The following is a 20,792-nucleotide window of genomic DNA, read 5'->3' on the forward strand; positions in this document are numbered from 1 at the left end:
TCCGGCGGCGTGACGGCCGCCGGCAGTCAGCGGGCCCCTCGCGGGACTCACGGCATGGCGAGGATCGAAAAGGTCACTGCCGCAGCATGATCAGCGGATCGGTGCTGTCGGGGATCTTGCGCCATTGCGCATTGTCGTCGGCTTCGAATCGCCATGTGTCGCCGTTCGGTGCGACCAGCAGCATCGCGCCGTGTTCGAGCCGCCACATCGTCGGTCCGAAACTGGCCACCTGCGGGTCGCAGCGTGGTTTCAGGAACGCCTGGAAGTTATCGTTCCCCGCTTCGGTGTTGGTCAGCGTCAGGCCGCAGACTTGGCGACCGTTGCCGCGCACCATGGTCCAGTCGCCGATCATCTGCTCCATCGATTTGGCGAGCGAGCGGGCCGCCACCAGATTCTGCAGGATGTAGATCCCTTCGCCGTCGCGGTGGCCTTCGAAGATGCCGCTCTCGACCTCGGTGAAGTCGATCACCGAGCCGCCTTCGGCGGTCTCGAACCGTATGATATCGAGACCCTTGACGTCCCAGGCCACGATCGCCTTGGTGAAGGGCAGGGAATTGGCGCAGTCGGGCTCCAGCGTCAGTTTCAGTCCCTGGGGCGCCGGTTCGGACGACAGCGTAACGACGCAGGTTTTGCTGCGTTCGGTGGTCGACAATTCCCACTGGCCGACCATGTCCTTCTTCATCGTCGCTGCGTCCTGTGCTGCCGCGGCGGTCGCCAGCAGCGCTGCGAGGATCGCCGTGCCGAACGCGCGCCACATGGTCAGCGGCCTTTCACCGGTGTTTCGGCCACCGGCGTCAGCGGCGGCCGGCCTGAGAACCAAGCTTTCAGATTATCGACGACGAGCTGATTCATGGCATTGCGCGTCACCACCGAGGCCGAGCCGATATGTGGTAGCAGGACGACGTTGTCCATCGCGCGCAGCTCCTCGGGAACGGTCGGCTCGGCCGCGAACACATCGAGGCCAGCGGCGAGAATCTTGCCGGATCTCAGTGCGTCAATCAGGGCCGCTTCGTCGATCACCGAGCCGCGCGCGACGTTGATCACCACGCCGCGCGGCCCGAGCGCATCGAGCACCTCGGCGTTGATCAGCTTGGCAGTGCTGGGGCCGCCCGGCGTGATCACCACCAGGGTGTCGACCTCCTCGGCCATCTCGATCAGGTTCGGATAGTGCTGGTAGGCGACGCCGGGCGCCGTATTACGCGAGTGATACACCACCGGCACCAGCGAGGCGTCGAGCCGCCGGGCGATCGCCTGACCGATCCGCCCCATCCCGACCATGCCGACCTTGCGGTCGCGCAGCGAGCCGGTGCTGAGCGGATAATCCTGCGTTTGCCACAGGCCGTCGCGGACGTATTTGTCGGCGCGGATGAACTCGCGCAACGTGGCGATCAGCAGCCCCAGCGCGGTATCGGCGACTTCCTCGGTGAGAACGTCGGGGGTGTTGGTGACGATCACGCCATGCTGGGCCGCCCAGGCGGCGTCGACATGGTCGTAGCCGACGCCAAAGCTCGATATGATCTCGAGTTTCGGAAAGCGCCCCAGCATTGCGGCGCCGGTCGGCACCAGGCCGGTGACGGCGATGCCGCGGATGCGGCCACGGACGTCGTCGCTCAGGCTTTCCAGGTCGTTCGCGCGTTCGCATCGGTGCAGCGCATAGCCGTCCGGAAAGCCCTCATCGATTACCTGTTTGCGCGGGCCATAGATCAACAGATCGATCAGCTCGGACGCGCCCGTTTCCCCCGGCATCAATTATCCTTTCCCAACGCGCTTTCGTGCCAGCGCCGCAGCAGCAGATGCGACAGCAGGGCCAGCAGCAGATAGATCACAATGCCCGCCGTCGACAGCAACAGCAATGCGGCGAACATCCGCGGAATGTTGAGCCGGTATCCGGATTCGGCGATCCGGTACGCGAGTCCGGAGCCGGCGCCGGCGGAGCCCGCGGCGATCTCCGCCACCACCGCACCGATCAGCGACAATCCGCCGGCGATGCGCAGGCCGCCGAGGATGTAAGGCAGTGCTGCCGGCAGCTTCAGCCGCAGCAGCGTCTGCCAGCGCGAGGCGCCGTACAGCCGGAATAGGCCGGCGAGATTGCGGTCGACCGAGTTGAGCCCCAGCGTGGTGTTGGACAGCACCGGAAAGAACGCGACGATCCAGGCGCAGACGATGACGGCTGTTTCCTGCGGCAGATAGATCAGCAGCAACGGTGCGATCGCGATCACCGGGGTCACCTGCAGCACCACCGCATAGGGAAACAGCGAGTATTCGAGCAGCCGCGACTGGTTGAACAACAGCGCCAGCGCGATGCCGCCGACCGCGGCGGCGAGGAAGCCTTCGAGCGTCGTCCATAGCGTGGTCAGCAGCGAGCCGAACAGCACCGGCCAATCGTGGATCAGCGTCGAAGCGACCAGGAAAGGTCCCGGCAGCACATAAGGCGGGATCTGATTGAGCCGCACCACCAGATCCCATGCCAGGATGGCGGCAATCAGCACGACGATCGGCAGTGCGACTCGCAGTCCGGCGCGTGTGCCGAGCGGTCGTGCCTGGTCATGTGGGGTGGGCAAGGTGCTCATGCGCGGGCCTTGCTGGAGGCGGAGCCGGTTTCGCTGGCTGACGCCAGCGCGCGCGAAACCTCCCGGCACTGCGCCGCATAATCGGCGGACAGCCGGAACTCGTCGCCGCGCACCCTCGGTGCGTCGATGTTGAAGGTGGCAGCGATCCGCCCCGGGCGCGGGGTCATCACCACCACCCGCTGCGACAGATACACCGACTCGAACACCGAATGGGTGACGAAGACCACGGTCATCTGCAGCTCGCGCCACAGCGCCAGCAGATCGTCGTTGAGGCGGAAGCGTGTGATCTCGTCGAGCGCGGCGAACGGCTCGTCCATCAGCAGGACGTCCGGCCGCGTCACCAGCGCGCGGGCCAGCGACGCCCGCATCTTCATGCCGCCGGACAGTTCGCGCGGAAACGCATTGGCGAAGTCGGCGAGGTCGACGCGCGCCAGCACTCCGTCGACGCGGCGGTCGATTTCGGCACCAGCGACGCGCGCGAGCTTCAGCGGCAATGCGACGTTGTGGCGGATGCTCGCCCACGGCATCAGCGTCGGCTCCTGGAACACGAAGCCGATCGGATGTTCGCCGCGGCCGCGCGGCGGCGCGGTGCCGACCTCGATCCGCCCGGAGGATGGGGCCGCGAGTCCGGCGATCATTCGCAGTGCCGTCGATTTGCCGCATCCGGACGGCCCGAGCAGCGACACGAACTCGCCGCGGTCGATGTCGAGATCGACCGGGCCGAGTGCTAGCGTGCCGCTCCGGTAGGCTTTGGTGACGGCGCGCAGTTCGATTGCCGGCCCGGTGGCGTCGGCATCCGCAGCGGACGGTCGCGGCGACGGGGCCATGTAGCCGGTTACTGCTGCTTCGGACGCAGGTCGACGCCGACGCCCTTGTTGATGAATTGCAGCGTGTAGGCTTTGCGGAAATCTAGCCCGCGTGACACTACGCCGGCCCGCGCCATCTTGTCGAAGAACGAGGCGTAGCGGTCGTCGTTCATCGCGCCGATGCCGTTCTTGATGGCGTCGCCGGAATCGACGATGCCGTATTGCTTCATCTTGTCGACCGAATACGCCAGCATGCCGTCGGTCATTTCCGGATTGAGCTTCTTGATCATCGCATTGCCGGCGGAATTGTCGCCGTACAAATAGTTATTCCAGCCGACGATCGAAGCGTCGACGAAGCGCTGGATCATGTCGGGGTTCTTATCGATCAGATCGCGGCGGGTTTCGATCAGGGTCGAGTAGCCGTCCAGGCCGTAGTCGGCCAACAGCAGCACGTTCGGTTTGAACTTGGCGGCCTGCTCGACGGTGAACGGCTCCGAGGTGACGTAGCCTTGCATCGCACTGCGGCGATCGATGATGAACGGCTGCGGGTTGAAGGTGTAGGGCTTCACCTTGGCTTCGCTGAAACCGTATTCGGACTTCAGCCACTGGAAGTAGCTGGCGATACCTTCCTTGGAGACGAACAGCGTCAGCGGCTTCAAATCGTCCAACGTCTCGACCTTCGACTCCGGATGCGACAGGAACACCTGCGGGTCTTTCTGGAAGATCGCGGCGATCGCCACCACCGGCACGTTGTTGGCCACGGCGTCGAACGATTGCAGCGTGTTGGCGGTCATGAAGAAGTCGAGCTTGCCGGCGATCAGCAGCGCGCGATTGTTGACGTTCGGACCGCCCGGCACGATGCTGACGTCGAGGCCGTAGGCCTTGTAGGTGCCGTCGGCGACCGCCTGAAAGAAACCGCCGTGCTCGGCTTCGGCCACCCAGTTGGTGCCGAACGACAGCTTGTCGAAGCCGCCTTCCGGCACCTTGCGCACCGGCTGCACCTTCGGAGGCGGCGGCTTCTTGGGCATCGGCGGGCGCGGCGGCGGTTCCGGCGGCTTTTCGGCTGCGGGCTTTTCCGCCCCATGGCCGGAGGCATGGACGGGGGACGCCAGTGCGACGGCCAGCAGCACCCCGGTTAACGCTCGCAGCAGGAAAGCGGGGCTCATGGTTGGACTCCGTCGTTCATTTTGGCCCATGATGAAGCATCATGGGCGGCGCGGATTCGAGCGTTTCAGGATTGATAGCGAAACAATGCCGGCATTTGAACCACTTCTCCGTCAGCCCGCCTATCGCCGATGACCAAGCTGCCGCCTCGCGACTGGAGCGCGATCTACTGGCCCGAGATCGCCAGCGCCGAACCTGCGCGTTGGATCGCGGTGCTGCCGCTCGCCGCGACCGAGCAGCACGGGCCGCATCTGCCGCTATCGACCGACGTCACCATCGCGGAGGCCTATCTGGCAAAGGTGCGTGAGCGGCTGCCGGCCGACATTCCCGCCACCTTCCTGCCGGTGCAGACGATCGGCCTGTCGACCGAACATCTGTCGTTTCCGGGCACGCTGACGGTGTCGACCGAGACCGCGCTGAAGCAGTGGACCGAGATCGGGGACAGCGTCGCGCGCGCGGGGGTGCGCAGGCTGGTGATGGTGACGAGCCACGGCGGCAACAGCGCCGCGATGGGCTTGGTGGCGCAGGAGCTGCGTGCGCGGCACCGAATGCTGGTGGTGACCACCGGCTGGTCGCGGTTTGGTGTGCCGGACGGGCTGTTCGCTGCGGACGAGCTGCGCCACGGCATCCACGGCGGGGCGGTCGAGACCTCGATCATGCTGGCGCACGCGCCGGAGCTGGTCCGTGCAGATCGGATTGCAGACTTCCGTCCCGCGAGTGTGGCGATGGAGCAGACCTATCTGCGTTTATCGGCGCAGCGGCCGGCGCCGTTCGCCTGGGCGGCTGAAGACCTGCATCCGAGCGGCGCGATCGGTGACGCCACCGCCGCGAGCGCCGAGAAGGGACGACGACTGCTCGATTACGGTGCGGGCGCATTCTGCGAGCTGCTGGACGATGTCCACCGCTTCGATCTCGCCGCGCTGGCGACCACGCCTTCGGTCTGACCGGTATTTCCTCCGGGCGTATCGCTGCCGTCCCGACGCCGGGTCGCGTGCGCTTCACCTCCGTCTCCATGCGGCCCGTCCGCCTGTGATCCCGCTCGGCCTGTTGCCCCCGAGACGCGAGCCTTTGGCGGCGAATCTGGCAGAGCGGCAATGAATTACCGCGCACTCTGGACTTGGAGGAATTCCAGACTGTCGCTGTCGCGTGGGCCGGGCATCGAGTTGTGTGCGCCAGATAGCTCTTTTGCGTGTCACAGGCCCCAAGGCGCTGATACTGCTTCCGACTTTCGTCAGCTTGCGAACGCTATTCAGATGCCCTCGGGGTCAGGGGCGCGACGAAACGTCGCGCGACCGCATGTGTTCCAGGTGAGCTTGATGACTGTTCGACGCCGCCCCGCCCGCGTTCCACGCGAAAATTGCGAACCCCACAATCGGATGTCGCGGGGCCGCTCCGCTTCGACGCTGATCGCCGGCGTGGCGGCTGGCGCACTGCTGCTGCCGCAGGCCGCGGCCGCGGGCGGCATCGGCAGGCAGCGGCCGGACCCGGCTTACGATTGGGGTGGATTCTATGTCGGCGCCCACGCGGGGTACGTCCGCGGTCATGCCGGCGCGACGCTGCAGGATGCGACATCGGCCGCGCAGAACAGCAACGGGGCCGGAGGCGTCACCGCGGGCGCGCAGGTGGGATACAATTTCGTCACCGGATCGAACCTGCTGCTCGGCGTCGAAGCCGACATCTCGTTTCCGAGCTATTTGCCGCAGAACGCGGTGCTGTCGGAGTTCAACAACGGCACCGCCGGCGCGCTGCAACACCTCGACTATTACGGCTCTGTCCGCGCCCGGTTCGGCGTCATTGCCGGCCGTTGGCTGGGGTACGTCACCGGCGGCCTTGCGTTCGACCACGAGCGCTATCTCACCAACCCCGACACCGGCAGCGTGATGAACAGCCGGCTCGGCTGGGTTGCGGGGGGCGGCCTCGAATACGGTTTCACCCCGAACTGGAGCGCGCGGGTCGAGTATCTCTACAGCCAGTATCAGAACGCGACCGTCGCCCTGCCGACCGGAGCGAATTACGCGACGTCGCTCAACCTGCAGACCGTCCGGGTCGGCGTGAACCGCAAGATCGACTGGTTTGGAGCCGGCGGCCCAGATGCCTCCCCGTCGCTCGCCGCAGTTGCCGATCCCGAGTCCGATCGCTGGGAGATCCACGGCCAGACCACCTTCATCGGGCAGGGCTATCCGGCTTTCCGGGCGCCCTACAGTGGCACCAACAGCCTGTTTCCTGGCGCCCAGTTCAAGAACACCTGGAGCACCAGCCTGTTCGTCAACGTCCGGCTGTGGGACGGCGGCGAGTTCTACTTCAACCCTGAATTCCTGCAGGGCTACGGGCTCAGCGACACCGTTGGCGCCGCAGGGTTTCCGAACGGCGAAGCCCAGAAGTCCGGCTTCGCCTATCCGCATTTCAGCCCGTCGCGCTTCTATTTGCGCCAGACCTTCGGGCTCGGCGGCGAGCAGGAGCAGCTCGCTTCGAGCAGCTCGCAGCTCTCCGGCAAGGCTGATATCTCGCGGCTGACCCTGCAGGTCGGCCGGTTCAGCGTGATCGACGTGTTCGACGGCAACGCCTACGCGCACGATCCGCGCCGCGACTTCATGAACTGGTCGATCTGGGCGTCCGGCGCGTTCGACTATGCGGCGGACAAGCTCGGCCTCGGCTACGGCGCCACCGCCGAACTCAACCAGAAGCAATGGGCGATTCGCGCCGGTTACTTCCTGGTCGACGCCGAGTCCAATTCGAACAATTACGACATGAAGCTGCTGAGGCGCGGCGAATATGTCGCCGAGCTCGAGACCCGCTACTCGCTGTTCGGCCTGCCCGGCAAGCTGCGCACGCTGGGATTCATCAACAGCACCTATTCGGGCAGCTATCGCGAAACGCTCGATGACCCGTCGCTGAATCTCGACATCACCCAGACGCGACGTGGCCGGATCAAATATGGTTACGCGTTCAATCTGGAACAGGCGGTCACTGACGACATCGGCGTATTCGGCCGCTGGAGCTGGAACGACGGCCGGAACGAAATCATGGCGTTCACCGACATCGACGAGAGTCTGTCGGGCGGCGTGTCGATCCGCGGCCAGCGCTGGGGCCGCCCGGACGACGTGATCGGCATCGCCGGTGCGCTCAACGGATTGTCACGCGATCACCGCGATTTCCTCGCCGCCGGCGGCCTCGGCCCCCTGATCGGCGACGGCGCCCTGAACTATCGCCGCGAGCGGGTGTTCGAAAGCTATTACGCGCTGGCGTTCAATCAGGCCTGGACCGCGACCGCCGACTATCAGCTCATCGTCAATCCCGCCTATAATGCCGATCGGGGTCCGGTGTCGGTGTTCTCAGGACGGTTGCATGGGGAGTTCTGACGCGTCCCTGGCTGCTATCGAGCGAAGCAGAGCGACCAAGCGATCCAGCTCAGCGCACGACGCTGGACCGTTTTGCTTTGCCCGCAGTGACGCCGCTTAAACTAACGGCGCAAAACTCTCGGCGCGGGCCATCGCCCAGGCTTGCTTGAAGCGGGAATCATCAGTGCCTTTCAGCAGCTCGCCCGGCTGCAGTTCCGGGTAGAGCTGCGCCAGCGACAATACGTCCGACGACGAGGTGCGCTGCGAGAAGTGATACGGGCGGATGTCGCGCGGATGATCGAGCCCCGCCGCTGCGACCAGCTCCGCCAGTGCCTGCAGCGTCGCCCGATGATAGTTGTAAACCCGCTCCAGCTTGTGCGGCACCGCCAGCGCGCGGTAGCGGGTCGGCTCCTGTGTGGTCACGCCGGTCGGGCAGCGGTCGGTGTGGCAGCTCAGCGACTGGATGCAGCCGAGCGCGAACATGAAACCGCGGGCCGAATTGCACCAGTCGGCGCCGAGCGCCATGGCGCGGGCGACGTCGAAGCCGGTAGCGATCTTGCCCGAAGCGCCGAGCTTGATGCGATCGCGGGCGCCGATCCCGATCAGCGCGTTGTGCACGAAGCTGACGCCGTCGCGCATCGGCATGCCGAGGTGGTCCATGAATTCGAGCGGCGCAGCACCGGTGCCGCCCTCCTTGCCGTCAACCACGATGAAGTCCGGATAGATCCCGGTGGCGAGCATCGCCTTGCAGATTGCCAGAAACTCCCACGGATGGCCGATGCAGAGCTTGAAGCCGGCCGGCTTGCCGCCAGCGAGGCGCCGCATCTCGGCGATGAACCGCATCATCTCGATCGGCGTCGAAAACGCCTTGTGATAAGGCGGCGAGACGCAATCCTCGTCCATGCCGACGCCGCGGATCTGCGCAATCTCTTCGGAGATCTTGGCCATCGGCAGCACGCCGCCGTGGCCGGGCTTGGCGCCCTGGCTGACCTTCAGCTCCACCATCTTGATCTGGTCGTCGGCGGCGACGCGGGCGAACGCCTCGGGATCGAACCGGCCGTCGCGGGTGCGGCAGCCGAAGTAACCGGACCCGATTTCCCAGATCAGATCGCCGCCGTGCTCGCGGTGATACGGACTGACGCCGCCTTCGCCGGTGTCGTGCGCAAAGCCTCCTTTTCTGGCGCCGGCATTGAGGGCGCGGATCGCATTCGGACTCAGCGCGCCGTAACTCATCGCCGAGATGTTGAACACCGAAGCCGAATACGGCTTGGCGCAGTCCGGCCCGCCGATCTCGATGCGGAATGGTTCCTCGGCGTGCGGCCGCGGCGCGACCGAATGGTGCATCCACTCGTAGCCGTCGTCATAGACGTCCTTCTGGGTGCCGAACGGACGTTTGTCGAGTTCCATCTTGGCGCGCTGATAGATCAGCGCGCGGGTGTCGCGGCTGAACGGCTTGCCGTCCTTTTCGCTCTCGAAGAAGTACTGCCGCATCTCCGGGCGGATCTCTTCGAGCAGGAAGCGCAGATGCGCCGAGATCGGATAGTTGCGCAGCACCGCGTGGCTGCTCTGCAGCAGGTCGTGGATGCCGAGCAGGGTCAGCGCGCCGAACACCAGCAGCGGCACCAGCACCACGCCGAACAGCGGCGTGTGTGCATCGAATGCCGCGAGCGTGGCGAGGAGTGCTGTAAGTACGACGCAGACGGTGAGTGCGATGTAGCGCGGCGAGAGAGGAAGCAGCAGCGTTGCCATGGAGTCCCCGCGGAAGCGGCAGGATGGACATTCGATCAGCCGCCGCGGTGGGAAGCCTGGTGCGGCCGAGGGCGCTGATCGTGGCGCTGTATAGCACGGCCACCCGGCCCCGATAACCTCGGTGGCTTCCTCGATCGGCTTGGTCACGGCGTCGTCGCAATTCCGTGATGCAGCCCGGACCAGACCTCGCGGCCGGGTTCGGCTTGACATTTCGCCGTCGCAAAGCGATCCCACCGCGCCCGCCGGCCGGGGATGACCGCGCCGGTCACTGCCTGTTGACGAGAGTCCCGATGCAATATGCCGACCGCGTGATCGTCCGGATCGTCAAAGACTATTGCGGTGCGCGCGGCGTCGGCGTCACGCTCGGGCTCGACGGCTGGTTGATCGTGCTGAGCAAAGGCGACGCCCGGCATTTTATCTATGGGTATGATTTCGGGCTGAACAGCTCGGTCACGCACCGCCTCGCCAATGACAAGGCGGCGACCGCCGATATCCTCGCCGCGGCCGGCATGGCCTGCGTGCCGCACCGGCTGTTCATGAATCACGAGCACTTCAAATACGTACCGAGCAGCGGCCACTGGTCGGCAATGCTCGAGATGCTGCGTGCCAATCCCGCAGGACTCGTGCTGAAGCCGAACGAAGGCACCTGCGGACATCTGGTCTTCAAAGCGACCACCGAGCTCGAGCTCGAGCGCGCCGCGACCGCCATCTTGGCCGCTAACCAGAATCTGGCGATCGCGCCGTATTTCGACATCGCCCGCGAAGTCCGCGTCATCCTGCTCGATCGGGCGCCGCTGGTGGTCTACGAGAAGAAGCGGCCGGCGATCACCGGCGATGGCGTGCGCAGCCTCCTGCAGCTTCTGCTCGATGCGGTCCCTGCAGACCGTCTCGGCGCCGTGCTGTCAAACCTGCCGGCGGGACACGTTGCGCTGGATGCAATCGTGCCGGCTGGCACACGGATCCCGCTCGATTGGCGGCACAATCTTGAATTCGGTGCGGTGCCGGAACTGATCGACGATGGGGCGCTGCGCGACGCCTGCGTGACGCTTGCCGCGGAGGCGGCCCGCGCGATCGGACTCAGCTTCGGTGCAGTCGATGTGGTCTGGACCGTTCATGGCCCGCAGGTGCTCGAGATCAACTCCGGCGTGATGATCGAATCGCTCAGTCGGCGGTTTCCGGGCATTGCCGAGCAGGTCTACAGCCGCGCGCTCGATCGCGTGATGCAGGCGCTACCGGCCTGACGCGCCGCAGATTTCCTTTCGCTGCGGATCGACTAAGATCGCGCCGCATCCGCATGTTCATCAGACACGAAGGAAACTCATGACCGCGACCATCAACCGCCAGATCCTGCTGATCGAGAAGCCGAAGGAGAAACTCGGCCTGGAGCATTTCCGTCTGGCGGAATCGCCGATGCCGGAACCGAAGGACGGCGAGGCGCTGGTCAAGGTCCGCTACATCTCGCTCGATGCCGCCAACCGTGCCTGGATGCAGGGCGCCACCTATCGGGCCGCGGTCGAGACCGACAGCGTGATGCCGGGCGGCAGCGTCGCCGAGGTGGTGAGCTCAAAAGCGCCGGGGCTGTCCGCCGGCGATCTCGTGTTCGCCGATACCGGCTGGCAGGACTATGCGGCGCTGCCCGCCAAGCATCTCGCCAAGCTGCCGAAGGTCGAGCCGATGACGCATCTGCTCAGCGTCTACGGCATCGCCGGCCTGACCGCTTACTTCGGCCTGCTCGACATCGGTAAGCCGCGCGCCGGCGAAACCGTGGTGGTGTCGGCCGCCGCGGGATCGGTCGGCTCGATCGTCGGGCAAATCGCGAAGATCAAGGGCTGCCGCGTCGTCGGCATCGCCGGCGGCAAACAGAAGTGCGACTGGCTGGTCAACGAACTCGGCTTCGATGCGGCGGTCGACTACAAGGACGGCGCGCTGTTCAAGGCGCTGCGGGCCGCCGCGCCGAACGGCATCGACGTGTATTTCGACAATGTCGGCGGCGACATTCTCGAAGCCTGCCTGCCGCAGATGAACCTGAAGGGCCGGATCGCCTGCTGCGGCGCGGTCTCGCAATACGACCGCACCCCCTCGGCCACCGGCCCGCGCGGCATCCCCGGACTGATCGTGGTGAAGCGGCTGATCATGCAGGGCTTCATCGTGATGGACTACATGGATCAGCGCGACGAAGCGGTCGCCAAGATGCAGGAATGGGTCGCGAGCGGTAAGCTCAAGGTCCAGGAGGACGTCATCGACGGCCTGGAAAACACCCCCGCCGCGCTGATCGGTCTGCTGGCCGGCGAGAACCGTGGCAAACGGATGGTGCGGGTGTGAGCTGAGCCGGCTTGGCCGCACAGGAAAACTGGCCGGGCTTGTCCCGGCCAGCCACGTTCCATGGGCGGCAAGGGTGAAGCTGGCGATCCCGGGAAGACTCGAACTTCCGACCTACGGTTTAGGAAACCGCCGCTCTATCCGGCTGAGCTACGGGACCGTCCGGCTGCGGATCAGAGCCGCGAGCACGAGCCTCCCATAGCAGAGCGACCGTCCGATCGCCACCCGGAAGTCGGCATCCATGGCCCTGCCGGGCACTCCGGCGGGGTGCGGGAAGCCGGCTGACGTTCTGTGGGGTGTTTTGGTGCTGACTTTAAATCTTGCTTAGGCGCCTCCGGCTACGCTCTCGGTCCGGCAGTTTCAGTCGGGCGTTCTCATGGCGTTCTCGGGATCGATAGCTCGCTTTAGTCGCGACCGGCGGGGCAACATCGCGGTGATCTTTGCGATTGTGCTGATCCCGCTGATTTCGGCCGTCGGTTGCGCGGTCGATTACAGCCGCGCCAGCGCGCTGCGCAGCAAGCTTCAGGCTGCGGCCGATGCTGCGTCGGTCGGTGCGGTGTCAAGGACGGCGCCGGCCTATGTGGCGGCCGGGTCGATGCCGACCGACGGGGTGATCACATCGGGCTCCGACGATGCGCTGCGGATCTTCAACGGCAATCTGAGCGGTGAGACCGGATATACGCTCGGCAACGTGTCGGCGACGGTGAGCAAGGTGGCCGATGTCGTCACCTCCAAGGTCACGTTCTCCGCGCAGATCTCCACGATGTTCATGAAGGTGGTCGGCATTCCCAGCATGACCGTCGGCGGCACTTCGACGGCCAGCGCCACCATGCCGAAGTACATCGACTTCTATCTGCTGCTCGACAATTCGCCGTCGATGGGGGTCGGCGCCACGCCGGCCGACGTCGCCGCGATGGTGTCGGCGACCGCCAACAAATCGTCCGACGATCACTGTGCGTTCGCCTGCCACGACGTCAATAACAAGAACAACTACTACAATCTGGCGAAGTCGCTCGGCATCACCACTCGGATCGACGTGCTGCGCAGCGCCACACAACAACTCATGGACACGGCCGCCTCGACCGCGACCTACTCGAACCAGTTCCGAATGGCGATCTACGACTTCGGCGCCTCGGCGCACACCGCCGGCTTGCGCAACCTGTTCGCGCTGTCGGCGAGCCTGTCGAGCGCCAAGACGGCTGCCGGAGCGATCGATCTGATGTCGGTGAAGGGGCAGAACGACAACAACGACCAGGACACTCAATTCACCACCATCTTGCCGGCGATCGACACGATGATCAGCACGCCCGGTCCTGGCAGCGTCGATGCGCCGATGAAATATCTGTTCTTCGTCTCCGACGGCGTCGCCGACGAGTACAATCCGGGCTGCCTGAAGCCGAAGACCGGCAACCGTTGCCAATCGCCGATCAATCCGCGGCTGTGCCAGGCGCTCAAGGACCGTGGGATCAAGGTTGCGGTGCTCTACACCACCTACCTCGATCTGCCGAGCAACGGCTGGTACAAGCAGTGGATCGCACCGTTCAACGCCGGTCCTTATGGACCGTCGCCGAACAGCGAGATCGCCCAGAAAATGCAAGCCTGTGCGTCGCCTGGCTTCTACTTCGAGGTCAGTCCGACGCAGGGCATCGCCGAGGCGATGGACGCGTTGTTCAAGAAGGCTGTCGCCGACGCGCGCATCACCAGTTGAGCGGCTGGTGCATTTTTTTGGTCGCGTGCGATCGCCGGGCTCGCCTTGGAAACCCGATCGGCCCTTCCTACGTTGTGATGCCGGCCGACGCGCTGCGCCGGCACCACTCAGGAGGTCTCGATGGGTTTGCTCGACATCCTCAACGGCATGCAGAACGGCCCTCGGGGCCCGGCCGATCCGCAGGACCAAAGCGGCGGCATGTCCAAGTTCACCATGGCGATTCTCGCGCTGCTGGCGTGGAAGGCCTACAAGCACATGACCGGCGGCCAGCAGCAGGCGCCGGTCAATCAGCCGCGCCCGATGCCAACGCCGGCACCGTCGTCGAATACCGGCGGCGGTTGGGGCGACCTCCTCAAAGGTGGCCTCGGCGGCTTGGTTCTCGGTGGCGCTGCCGGCAGCGTGCTGTCGGGCGGCCTCGGCGACCTGCTTCGGCAATTTCAGCACAACGGGCTCGGTGATGCGGCCAATTCCTGGGTCGGCCCCGGTCCGAATCAGCAGATCGGCCCGAACGATCTCGCCAACGCGCTCGGCGCCGATCAGATCGATCTGATGACACATCAGACCGGTATGTCCCGCGACGAGCTGCTCGACGGCCTCAGCCGTTACCTGCCTGACGTCGTCGACCAGCTCACGCCGGACGGCCGGCTGCCGACCGACGACGAAGCCTCGCGCTGGATCTGATCGGCCACGACCGAGTTGTTGCCCTTCGAGACTGAGCGGTCGGAAGGACCTCGAGAAAGGACACCGGGTATGAGCGGCTTACTCTGGATTTTGCTGGTCGGCTTCGTTGCCGGAATCATCGCGCGGGTGTTGTCGCCGGGACCCAACAATCCGCAAGGCTTCATTCTCACCACGGTGCTTGGCATTGCCGGCGCTTTTCTCGCCACCGCGGTCGGGCAGATGATCGGACACTACGGTCCCAATCAGGGCGCTGGGTTCATCACTGCGACGATCGGAGCGGTGGCGGTGCTGTTCATCTGGAACAGGCTGGTGGCGCGGCGGGTGATTTCCGACCCCGGCAATCGGTATCCGTAACGATCTGCGATAACACGGAGCGGCCCGGTTTTCCGGGCCGCTGTCGTTTCGAGTCGAAGCGTGATCAGCCCGCCAGATGCATCCCCGCGTCCATCCGGACCAGCTCGCCGGTCATGCTGCTGGACTTTGGCGTCGCCAGAAAGCACGCCAACTCGGCGATGTCTTCGGCGCTGGAGGCAATCTTCAGCGGCACGCGCGACACCACCATGTCGCGTACCTGCTTGGCCTCCTCCGCGCCGCGGCCCTTGGTGAACCACGGCGTGTCGATGTAGCCGGGGCAGATCGCGTTGACCCGGATGTTCGGCGCCAGTGCGCGCGACAGCGACAGCGTCATGGTGTTCAGCGCGCCCTTGCTGGCCGCATAGGCGATCGACGAGCCGATACCGCTGATCCCTGCGACCGACGAGACGTTGACCACCGCAGAGGCGCGCCCCGCCGCCTTGGCGCCGGCGACCAGCAGTTCGCGCGCCGCGCGAACCATCTGATACGGGCCGATCGTATTGATCGCATAGATCCGCTGGAAATCATCGGCCGACAACTGATCGAGCAGATGATGCGCGACATGCTTGGTGGTGCCGGCATTGTTCACCAGGGCGTCGAGCTTGCCCCAACCCGCCGCGGCTTCGACGATTCGTTTGCAGTCGTCGTCCTTGGAGACGTCGCCCTGCACCACGATCACCTCGGCGGCGCCGAGCTTGCGGCACTCTTCGGCGGTCTTTTCTGCGTCGTCTTTGCTCGATGCGTAGTTGATCACCAATCGTGCGCCGTCTTTCGCCAGGATCTTGGCGGTGGCGGCGCCGAGCCCCGAAGCCGACCCGGTGACGATTACGTTCAGTCCTTCCGACATCTTCACTCCCTCTGCATCGAACCGGCTTCGCCGCGTGGCCGCCACCATATCGGCTGCGACATCGAGGGCAAGCCGGCAAAACCCATGATGCGGAATAAGTCTGTCGCGTTCGTCGGTTTCGACCATGTCCGCTGCGCAGTCCGCCCCGTGCCGGCCGCGCTTGTCTTCGTATCGGCTTTTCAGCATCATGCCGCGCAACAACAAGACCAGCACGCATGCTTGGCGATCCGCCGGGTGCTGAGTGCGCAACCGGGAAACGCCGTGACGGAGACTGACAACATCGTCGTCGAGACTGCGGAGAAGATCTTCGCCGACCTCGCCGATGCGCAAACCATCAATGCCGACAAAGCCGAGACCTGGAAGGCGCCGCTGTGGCAGGCGCTGAGCGAGTCCGGGCTGCTGCTGTCCTGGGTGCCGGAGGAGTTCGGTGGCTCGGGCGCCAGCGTTGCCGAAGGCTTCGGCGTCCTCAACGCCGCCGGCCGCGCCGGCCTCGCGGTGCCGCTCGCCGAAACCATGCTGGCCGGCTGGCTGCTCGCCCAGGGCAAGATCGCGGCGCCCGAAGGCGCGATGACGATCGCGCCGGCTCATCCGAAAGACCGCATTGCGCTGGATGCGGACGGCAAGTTGTCGGGCCGCGCGCGCAGCGTGCCGTTCGCGCAAGGCGCGCAGCACATCGCCGTGCTGGCGCAAAGCGCCGCCGGCGCAACGATCGCGCTGGTGCCGGCATCGGCCTGCCGGATCGACAAAGGTCTCGGCGTCGGCGGTGATGCGTCGGACGTCGTTACTTTGGACAAGGTCGCGCCGATCGCCACGGCGCCCGCGCCTGAGGGGCTGGATCAGACCTCTTTGCTGCTGATGGGCGCCGTCGCGCGCAGCCTGCAAATCGCCGGCGCGCTGGAAACGCTGCTCGACCGCAGCGTGACTTACGCCAACGAGCGCGTCGCGTTCGAAAAGAAGATCGGCAAATTCCAGGCGGTGCAGCACAATCTGGCAAAGCTCGCCGGCGAGACCTCGGCTGCACTCGCGGCCGCGACCTCCGCGGCCGACGCGATCAGCAGCGCCGATGGCTTCGATGACGCGCTGTTTCTCGAAGCCGCCGCGGCCAAGATCCGTTGCGCCGAGGCGGCCGAGAAGGGCGCGGCGATCGCCCATCAGGTGCACGGTGCGATCGGCTTCACGGCCGAGCACGTCCTGCATCGATTCAGCCTGCGCGCGCTCGCCTGGCGCGACGATTTCGGCAACGAGAGCCATTGGGCGGTCGAGCTCGGCCGCATGGTGGCCAAGCGTGGTGCCGATGATTTGTGGCCGCTGGTCGCTTCGCGCTGACCGCCTCAACGTAGCGAGATTATGCGATGACCGCCGCCCTCCGTTTCGATCCGATTCGCCTGCCGCCCGTCTGTGAAGAGCTGCGCAAGGAAGTCCGCGCCTTCCTCGCCGAGGAAATCGCCGCCGGCACCTTCGATCCGCACAAGCCGCAGCGCGAAGATTCCGACGCGCCTGAGTTCTCCCGCCGCGTCGGGGAACGCGGCTGGCTCGGGATGACCTGGCCGAAGCAATACGGCGGCCACGAGCGCACCTTTCTGGAGCGCTACGTCGTCACCGAAGAAATGCGCATCGCCAATGCGCCGACCCGGCGCTTCTTCGTGGCCGATCGCCAGAGCGGCCCGGTGCTGCTGAAATACGCGCCCGAACACATCAAGATGGACATCCTGCCGCGGATCTGCCGCGGCGAACTGTGCTTTGCGATCGGCATGAGCGAGCCGAATTCCGGCTCCGACCTGTTCGCCGCCAAGACCAAGGCGACCAAGACCGACGGCGGCTATCTGATCAACGGCTCGAAGATCTGGACCACCTCGGCGCACATCGCCGACTACATGATCGCGATCTTCCGCACCTCGCCGCCGACCAAGGAAAACCGCCGCCACGGGCTCACTCAATTCCTGGTCGACATGAAGTCGCCCGGCATCAAGGTGAACCCGATCGCGCAGATCACCGGTCAGTACGAATTCAACGAGGTGGTGTTCACCGACGTGTTCGTGCCGGACGATCATCTGCTCGGCGAGGTCGACGGCGCCTGGAAACAGGCGACGTCCGAACTCGCCTATGAGCGGTCGGGGCCGGAACGCTTCCTCGAGACCTACTACGTGCTCACCGAACTGGTGCGCGCGCTCGGTCCCGATCCGGACACCCGCGGCGCCGAGGGCATCGGCCGGCTGGTGGCGCAACTGCACACCATGCGGCGGATGTCGGTGTCGGTCGCCGGCATGCTGCAGGCCGGCAAGGAGCCGGTGGTGGAGGCCTCGATCGTCAAGGACATCGGCACGATCTGGGAGCAGCAACTGCCGCACCGGGTGCGTGAACTCGCCGCCTTTGTCGACGGCGAGGCATCGAATCATGCCACGCTCGACGAGCTGACGGCGTTCGCCACCAAGCTGGCGCCGAAGCTCACCATCCAGGGGGGTACCACCGAGGTGCTGCGCGGCATCATCGCCCGCGGGCTCGGCCTGCGCTGACGCCGGCGCGCATCGAACGATCGAGGACAATCATGAGCAGCTACACCGATATCGCGGTCGAGAAGACCGGCCACGTCGCCACCATCGAAATCCAGCGGCCGCCGCTGAACTTCTTCGACATCTCGCTGATCCGGCAGATCGCCAACGCGCTGGATGAGATCGACGCCGATCCGCAAGTGCGCGCCACCGTGCTGGCGGCGCAGGGCAAGGCGTTCTGCGCCGGCGCCAATTTCGGTGATCCGGCCCGGCAGGAAGCCGACCCGGCCGCAGCGAAGGGCGATCCGGCCGACAGCCTCGGCGAGATCGGTCATCTGTACTACGAGGCGGTGCGGATCTTCCGCGCCAAGAAGCCGATCATCGCGGCGGTTCATGGCGCCGCGATCGGCGGCGGACTCGGCCTCGCGGTGTCGGCCGACTTCCGCGTCACCTGCGCCGAGGCACGGTTCTCGGCCAACTTCACCAAGCTCGGTTTCCATCCCGGCTTCGGCCTCACCGTGACGCTGCCGGAGCTGATCGGCAAGAACAACGCCGAGCTGATGTTCTACACCTCGCGCCGCGTCACCGGCGAAGAAGCGGTGCAGATGGGCCTCGCCAACGTGCTGGTGCCGATCAACGAGGTGCGCAGCGGCGCGCTGAAGCTGGCGCGCGAGATCGCCGAATGCTCGCCGCTCGGCCTGTTGTCGACCCGCGCCACAATGCGCGCGAACCTCGCGGACCGGGTGATGGCGGCCACCAAGCACGAACTCGCCGAACAGACCCGCCTGCGCGCCACCGAAGACTTCAAGGAAGGCGTCAAAGCCACTGAAGAGCGCCGCGTCGCGCATTTCAAGGGACGCTAACTTTGCTCATTGGCACGTCATTCCGGGGCACGCGCGCCAGCGCGTGAACCCGGAATCCCGAAGTTGTTCCTCCAAGTCATCGGCCCTCATGGTGAGGAGGCGCGTAGCGCCGTCTCGAACCATGAGGTTGTGGTGCACGGCGTGCTTGCAGCCATCCTTCGAGACGCCCGGCTTAGCCGGGCTCCTCAGGATGAGGCCATGCAGGTTGTTAGTTGGTCAGCCTGAACTCGACGCCTGCCAGGCTGAAGCCGTTGGCGGTGAGCGGCACGCCCTCCGCCTGTGCAGCTGCGCGAACCTTCTCCGCATCCGCCACCTTGAACGTCAGCGCCGTCATTGCTTCGCTGGCGCCCTGCACGAACCGGAACGTGGCGTTCGGCAGGCGCAGTTCGGCGACGCCATCTGCATCCGTTTTCACCGGCAGTTCGAGAATCCGGCCCCAATGCGCGGCGAGATCGGCCGAATCGGGGCTTTGCATCTCGACTGCGGTCAGCGCCTGCGTGGTGTCGGTGCGGATCGCCTTGGCCCAATCCGGACCCGCCGGCGGGTAGGGCCCGCGAATGTTGTCGCTGCCTGCGGTGTGGTTGAGCTCGATGAAGGCGGCGCGGCAGTCGCGCGGGTGGAGCTGGACGCCGTGATACGGCGCATGGTCGATCACATTGGCGGTGCGCACGCCGAGGCTTGCGGCGTGGCGGCCGCGGGCATCGGGATCGTCGCAACAGAAGATCGCCATGTAGCCGCCGCGGCCTTGGGTCTTCTCCAGGAAGCGGCCCGCCGCGGTGCCCGGCTGGGTCGGTGCAACGATTTCCAAGAGCGTCGCGTCGACCGGCAACAGCACGTTCTCGAGGCCATATTTGCCAACGTGGGGATCGCGGTAGCAGATGTTCAGCCCGAGGATCGTTGCGACGCGCGAGGCGGCGGGTTCGATCGGCTCAGTAACGAGGCAGATCTGGCGCAGGCGGAGGAACGGCGCCATCGTCAGCGGCCCTGAAACACCGGCGCGCGCTTCTCGACGAAGGCGGCGGCGGCTTCCTTGTGGTCCGCGGTCTCGGCGCAGCGCGAGTGATGCAGCGCTTCGGCGTCGAAGCAGGCTTCGAGCGACAGGGTTTCGGCGTTGTTGATGTTGGTCTTGATGTAGCCGAGCGTCACGGTCGGGCCTTGCGCCAGCGACAGCGCAAGCTCGCGCGTGGCGGATTCGACTTCGGCGTTGGGGACTACGCGGCTGACGATGCCGAGCGCCTGCGCCTGCTCGGCCGTCAACACCGGCGAGGTCAGATACAGCTCGCGCGCTTTGGCGGCGCCGATCAGATGCGTCAGGAAGTAGGTGCCGCCGAAGTCACCGGAGAGACCGACCTTGGCGAAGGCGGTGGTGATCTTGGCCGAGGCGCCCGCCACCCGCAGATCGCAGGCCAGCGCCATCGACAGGCCAGCGCCGGCCGCCGCGCCGTCGATCTGCGCTACCACCGGCTTGGGCATCTGATGCAGGATGCGAGACACCTCCATGCCGCGGCGCAGGTTCGCCACCTTCTGTTCGAGCGGCGGCGGGGCGCCCGCCGCCGCCATCGACTTGACGTCACCGCCGACGCAGAACGTGCCGCCGGCGCCCTTCAGCAGCACCGCCCGCACCTCCGGATCGTCCTTGGCGCGATGCGCCGCCTCGACCAGGCCACGGATCATGTCCTGATTGAGCGCGTTGCGCCGATCGGGACGGTTCATCGTGATGGTGAGCAGGCCGCGGTCGAGATCTTGCAGGACGATGTCGGTCATGGCGGATCCTTGTTGTTGTTCGTTGTGCCCCAGCGACTGTCTGGATGACGCGCGTCTCGGCGCCGTCTCGGAGTATGGGTAGTCCGTCATTGCGAGCCGAAGGCGAAGCAATCCAGCGCCGTGCACTGAGCTGGATTGCT

19 protein-coding genes and 1 tRNA gene are annotated in these 20,792 nt (G+C 65.7%); 10 read left to right on the plus strand and 10 right to left on the minus strand.

Annotated elements, in window-relative coordinates:
* Positions 1-73: 73 nt before the first annotated feature.
* Genes M9H71_RS17735 through M9H71_RS17755 form a run of 5 tightly spaced genes read right to left on the minus strand, consistent with a single transcriptional unit; the run spans position 74 to position 4,542 of the window.
* Positions 74-757 (minus strand): AprI/Inh family metalloprotease inhibitor, encoded by a 684-nt coding sequence (locus tag M9H71_RS17735; protein WP_455406269.1) that lies wholly within the window; start codon positions 755-757, stop codon positions 74-76.
* Positions 758-759: 2 nt separating this feature from the next.
* Complete coding sequence (locus tag M9H71_RS17740; protein WP_455406270.1) at positions 760-1,746, minus strand: 2-hydroxyacid dehydrogenase; 987 nt, start codon at positions 1,744-1,746, stop codon at positions 760-762.
* Positions 1,746-2,570: an ABC transporter permease gene (locus M9H71_RS17745; protein ID WP_455406271.1), complete on the minus strand. Its 825-nt coding sequence runs from the start codon at positions 2,568-2,570 to the stop codon at positions 1,746-1,748. The genes M9H71_RS17740 and M9H71_RS17745 overlap by 1 nt, the downstream gene beginning before the upstream one ends.
* The gene (locus M9H71_RS17750) at positions 2,567-3,397 is read right to left on the minus strand and encodes an ABC transporter ATP-binding protein (RefSeq protein ID WP_455406272.1); all 831 of its coding nucleotides are present in this window, start codon (positions 3,395-3,397) and stop codon (positions 2,567-2,569) included. Before M9H71_RS17750 ends, M9H71_RS17745 begins: the two co-directional genes overlap by 4 nt.
* An 8-nt stretch (positions 3,398-3,405) precedes the next feature.
* Positions 3,406-4,542, minus strand: coding sequence for an ABC transporter substrate-binding protein (locus M9H71_RS17755; RefSeq protein WP_455406273.1), 1,137 nt, complete (start codon positions 4,540-4,542; stop codon positions 3,406-3,408).
* Positions 4,543-4,671: 129 nt separating this feature from the next.
* On the opposite strand from M9H71_RS17755, the gene M9H71_RS17760 reads away from it, so the two are divergent.
* Both M9H71_RS17760 and M9H71_RS17765 read left to right on the plus strand, forming a co-directional pair.
* Positions 4,672-5,484 carry a creatininase family protein gene (locus M9H71_RS17760; protein ID WP_455406274.1) on the plus strand — a complete coding sequence of 271 codons (813 nt, stop codon included), beginning with the start codon at positions 4,672-4,674 and terminating at the stop codon, positions 5,482-5,484.
* A gap of 372 nt (positions 5,485-5,856) precedes the next feature.
* Positions 5,857-7,899, plus strand: a complete 2,043-nt coding sequence (locus tag M9H71_RS17765) for a carbohydrate porin (RefSeq protein ID WP_455406275.1) — start codon at positions 5,857-5,859, stop codon at positions 7,897-7,899.
* Positions 7,900-7,995: 96 nt separating this feature from the next.
* On the opposite strand, the gene M9H71_RS17770 is transcribed toward M9H71_RS17765, so the two are convergent.
* Entirely contained in the window at positions 7,996-9,627 is a 1,632-nt protein-coding gene (locus M9H71_RS17770) for an FMN-binding glutamate synthase family protein (protein WP_455406276.1), read from the minus strand.
* A gap of 290 nt (positions 9,628-9,917) precedes the next feature.
* Between M9H71_RS17770 and M9H71_RS17775 the strand changes: the two genes are divergently transcribed.
* Positions 9,918-10,868: a hypothetical protein gene (locus M9H71_RS17775; RefSeq protein ID WP_455406277.1), complete on the plus strand. Its 951-nt coding sequence runs from the start codon at positions 9,918-9,920 to the stop codon at positions 10,866-10,868.
* Positions 10,869-10,947: 79 nt separating this feature from the next.
* Entirely contained in the window at positions 10,948-11,949 is a 1,002-nt protein-coding gene (locus M9H71_RS17780; protein WP_455406278.1) for an NADP-dependent oxidoreductase, read from the plus strand.
* An 80-nt stretch (positions 11,950-12,029) separates the two neighbouring features.
* On the opposite strand, the gene M9H71_RS17785 is transcribed toward M9H71_RS17780, so the two are convergent.
* Positions 12,030-12,106: transfer RNA gene (locus M9H71_RS17785), tRNA-Arg, on the minus strand.
* A 216-nt stretch (positions 12,107-12,322) separates the two neighbouring features.
* Between M9H71_RS17785 and M9H71_RS17790 the strand changes: the two genes are divergently transcribed.
* The 3 genes from M9H71_RS17790 (at position 12,323) to M9H71_RS17800 (ending at position 14,689) form a co-directional block, all read left to right on the plus strand.
* Positions 12,323-13,654: a TadE/TadG family type IV pilus assembly protein gene (locus tag M9H71_RS17790; protein ID WP_455406279.1), complete on the plus strand. Its 1,332-nt coding sequence runs from the start codon at positions 12,323-12,325 to the stop codon at positions 13,652-13,654.
* 120 nt (positions 13,655-13,774) lie between these two features.
* Positions 13,775-14,335, plus strand: coding sequence for a YidB family protein (locus M9H71_RS17795; protein WP_455406280.1), 561 nt, complete (start codon positions 13,775-13,777; stop codon positions 14,333-14,335).
* Positions 14,336-14,404: 69 nt separating this feature from the next.
* Positions 14,405-14,689 carry a GlsB/YeaQ/YmgE family stress response membrane protein gene (locus tag M9H71_RS17800; RefSeq protein ID WP_455406281.1) on the plus strand — a complete coding sequence of 95 codons (285 nt, stop codon included), beginning with the start codon at positions 14,405-14,407 and terminating at the stop codon, positions 14,687-14,689.
* 64 nt (positions 14,690-14,753) lie between these two features.
* Here M9H71_RS17800 and M9H71_RS17805 read toward each other — a convergent pair whose 3' ends face one another.
* A complete protein-coding gene (locus tag M9H71_RS17805; RefSeq protein WP_455406282.1) occupies positions 14,754-15,536 on the minus strand; it encodes an SDR family NAD(P)-dependent oxidoreductase in 783 nt (260 codons plus the stop codon).
* Between the two features lie 261 nt (positions 15,537-15,797).
* Here M9H71_RS17805 and M9H71_RS17810 point away from each other — a divergent pair, with 261 nt between their 5' ends.
* Genes M9H71_RS17810 through M9H71_RS17820 form a run of 3 tightly spaced genes read left to right on the plus strand, consistent with a single transcriptional unit; the run spans position 15,798 to position 18,888 of the window.
* A complete protein-coding gene (locus tag M9H71_RS17810) occupies positions 15,798-16,862 on the plus strand; it encodes an acyl-CoA dehydrogenase family protein (protein WP_455406283.1) in 1,065 nt (354 codons plus the stop codon).
* A 26-nt stretch (positions 16,863-16,888) separates the two neighbouring features.
* Entirely contained in the window at positions 16,889-18,049 is a 1,161-nt protein-coding gene (locus tag M9H71_RS17815) for an acyl-CoA dehydrogenase family protein (RefSeq protein ID WP_107354018.1), read from the plus strand.
* Positions 18,050-18,081: 32 nt separating this feature from the next.
* Positions 18,082-18,888, plus strand: coding sequence for an enoyl-CoA hydratase/isomerase family protein (locus M9H71_RS17820; protein WP_263990350.1), 807 nt, complete (start codon positions 18,082-18,084; stop codon positions 18,886-18,888).
* A gap of 208 nt (positions 18,889-19,096) precedes the next feature.
* Here the strand turns inward: M9H71_RS17820 and M9H71_RS17825 are convergent, their stop codons facing one another.
* Both M9H71_RS17825 and M9H71_RS17830 read right to left on the minus strand, forming a co-directional pair.
* Entirely contained in the window at positions 19,097-19,861 is a 765-nt protein-coding gene (locus tag M9H71_RS17825) for a hypothetical protein (protein WP_455406284.1), read from the minus strand.
* 2 nt (positions 19,862-19,863) lie between these two features.
* A complete protein-coding gene (locus M9H71_RS17830; RefSeq protein ID WP_455406285.1) occupies positions 19,864-20,652 on the minus strand; it encodes an enoyl-CoA hydratase in 789 nt (262 codons plus the stop codon).
* Between the last annotated feature and the right edge of the window lie 140 nt (positions 20,653-20,792).

The organism is Rhodopseudomonas parapalustris (genome assembly GCF_053772255.1).

Coding starts and splice junctions, on each gene's coding strand:
- M9H71_RS17790 (WP_455406279.1), top strand. CDS start 12,323: ATGGCGTTCTCGGGATCGATAGCTCGCTTTAGTCGCGACCGGCGGGGC.
- M9H71_RS17800 (WP_455406281.1), top strand. CDS start 14,405: ATGAGCGGCTTACTCTGGATTTTGCTGGTCGGCTTCGTTGCCGGAATC.
- M9H71_RS17770 (WP_455406276.1), bottom strand. CDS start 9,627: ATGGCAACGCTGCTGCTTCCTCTCTCGCCGCGCTACATCGCACTCACC.
- M9H71_RS17765 (WP_455406275.1), top strand. CDS start 5,857: ATGACTGTTCGACGCCGCCCCGCCCGCGTTCCACGCGAAAATTGCGAA.
- M9H71_RS17825 (WP_455406284.1), bottom strand. CDS start 19,861: ATGGCGCCGTTCCTCCGCCTGCGCCAGATCTGCCTCGTTACTGAGCCG.
- M9H71_RS17760 (WP_455406274.1), top strand. CDS start 4,672: ATGACCAAGCTGCCGCCTCGCGACTGGAGCGCGATCTACTGGCCCGAG.
- M9H71_RS17745 (WP_455406271.1), bottom strand. CDS start 2,570: ATGAGCACCTTGCCCACCCCACATGACCAGGCACGACCGCTCGGCACA.
- M9H71_RS17755 (WP_455406273.1), bottom strand. CDS start 4,542: ATGAGCCCCGCTTTCCTGCTGCGAGCGTTAACCGGGGTGCTGCTGGCC.
- M9H71_RS17830 (WP_455406285.1), bottom strand. CDS start 20,652: ATGACCGACATCGTCCTGCAAGATCTCGACCGCGGCCTGCTCACCATC.
- M9H71_RS17740 (WP_455406270.1), bottom strand. CDS start 1,746: ATGCCGGGGGAAACGGGCGCGTCCGAGCTGATCGATCTGTTGATCTAT.
- M9H71_RS17750 (WP_455406272.1), bottom strand. CDS start 3,397: ATGGCCCCGTCGCCGCGACCGTCCGCTGCGGATGCCGACGCCACCGGG.
- M9H71_RS17815 (WP_107354018.1), top strand. CDS start 16,889: ATGACCGCCGCCCTCCGTTTCGATCCGATTCGCCTGCCGCCCGTCTGT.
- M9H71_RS17780 (WP_455406278.1), top strand. CDS start 10,948: ATGACCGCGACCATCAACCGCCAGATCCTGCTGATCGAGAAGCCGAAG.
- M9H71_RS17735 (WP_455406269.1), bottom strand. CDS start 757: ATGTGGCGCGCGTTCGGCACGGCGATCCTCGCAGCGCTGCTGGCGACC.
- M9H71_RS17820 (WP_263990350.1), top strand. CDS start 18,082: ATGAGCAGCTACACCGATATCGCGGTCGAGAAGACCGGCCACGTCGCC.
- M9H71_RS17775 (WP_455406277.1), top strand. CDS start 9,918: ATGCAATATGCCGACCGCGTGATCGTCCGGATCGTCAAAGACTATTGC.
- M9H71_RS17795 (WP_455406280.1), top strand. CDS start 13,775: ATGGGTTTGCTCGACATCCTCAACGGCATGCAGAACGGCCCTCGGGGC.
- M9H71_RS17805 (WP_455406282.1), bottom strand. CDS start 15,536: ATGTCGGAAGGACTGAACGTAATCGTCACCGGGTCGGCTTCGGGGCTC.